Consider the following 327-nt stretch of genomic DNA (forward strand, 5'->3'; position numbering starts at 1 on the left):
AAGCGGCTTTGCCGAGCGCTTATGCATGACGCGCGCGCCGCGCGCCTGCTACATTGCCACGGCACAAGCCTACGACACGGAGATGAAGGAGCGCATTGCCCTTCATCGGTTCCAGCGCGAGTCTGCCGGGTATGACTGGCAGACGCTGGAGGAAGCGCAGGCACTGCCGGAGCTGCTGCGGCGGCTTGGCGGCGCCTCAGAGGCAAGGTCGGCAGCGCAAGGCAGCCAGCCTGTCAGCCTGCACGCCAGCCGAGCACCGCAGCCATCACCCGCGCCTATGGTGCTGGTCGACTGCCTGACCCTCTGGCTGTCGAACGTGCTGCTGGC

General features: G+C 67.3%; 1 protein-coding gene. It reads left to right on the forward strand.

Annotation, left to right across the window (positions count from 1 at the left end; all coding sequences use genetic code 11):
- The coding region (locus WG8_RS28135; protein ID WP_007429404.1) for a bifunctional adenosylcobinamide kinase/adenosylcobinamide-phosphate guanylyltransferase at positions 1-327 on the forward strand (327 nt) is incomplete at both ends.

The organism is Paenibacillus sp. Aloe-11, assembly GCF_000245715.1.
Lineage (GTDB): Bacteria > Bacillota > Bacilli > Paenibacillales > Paenibacillaceae > Paenibacillus > Paenibacillus kribbensis.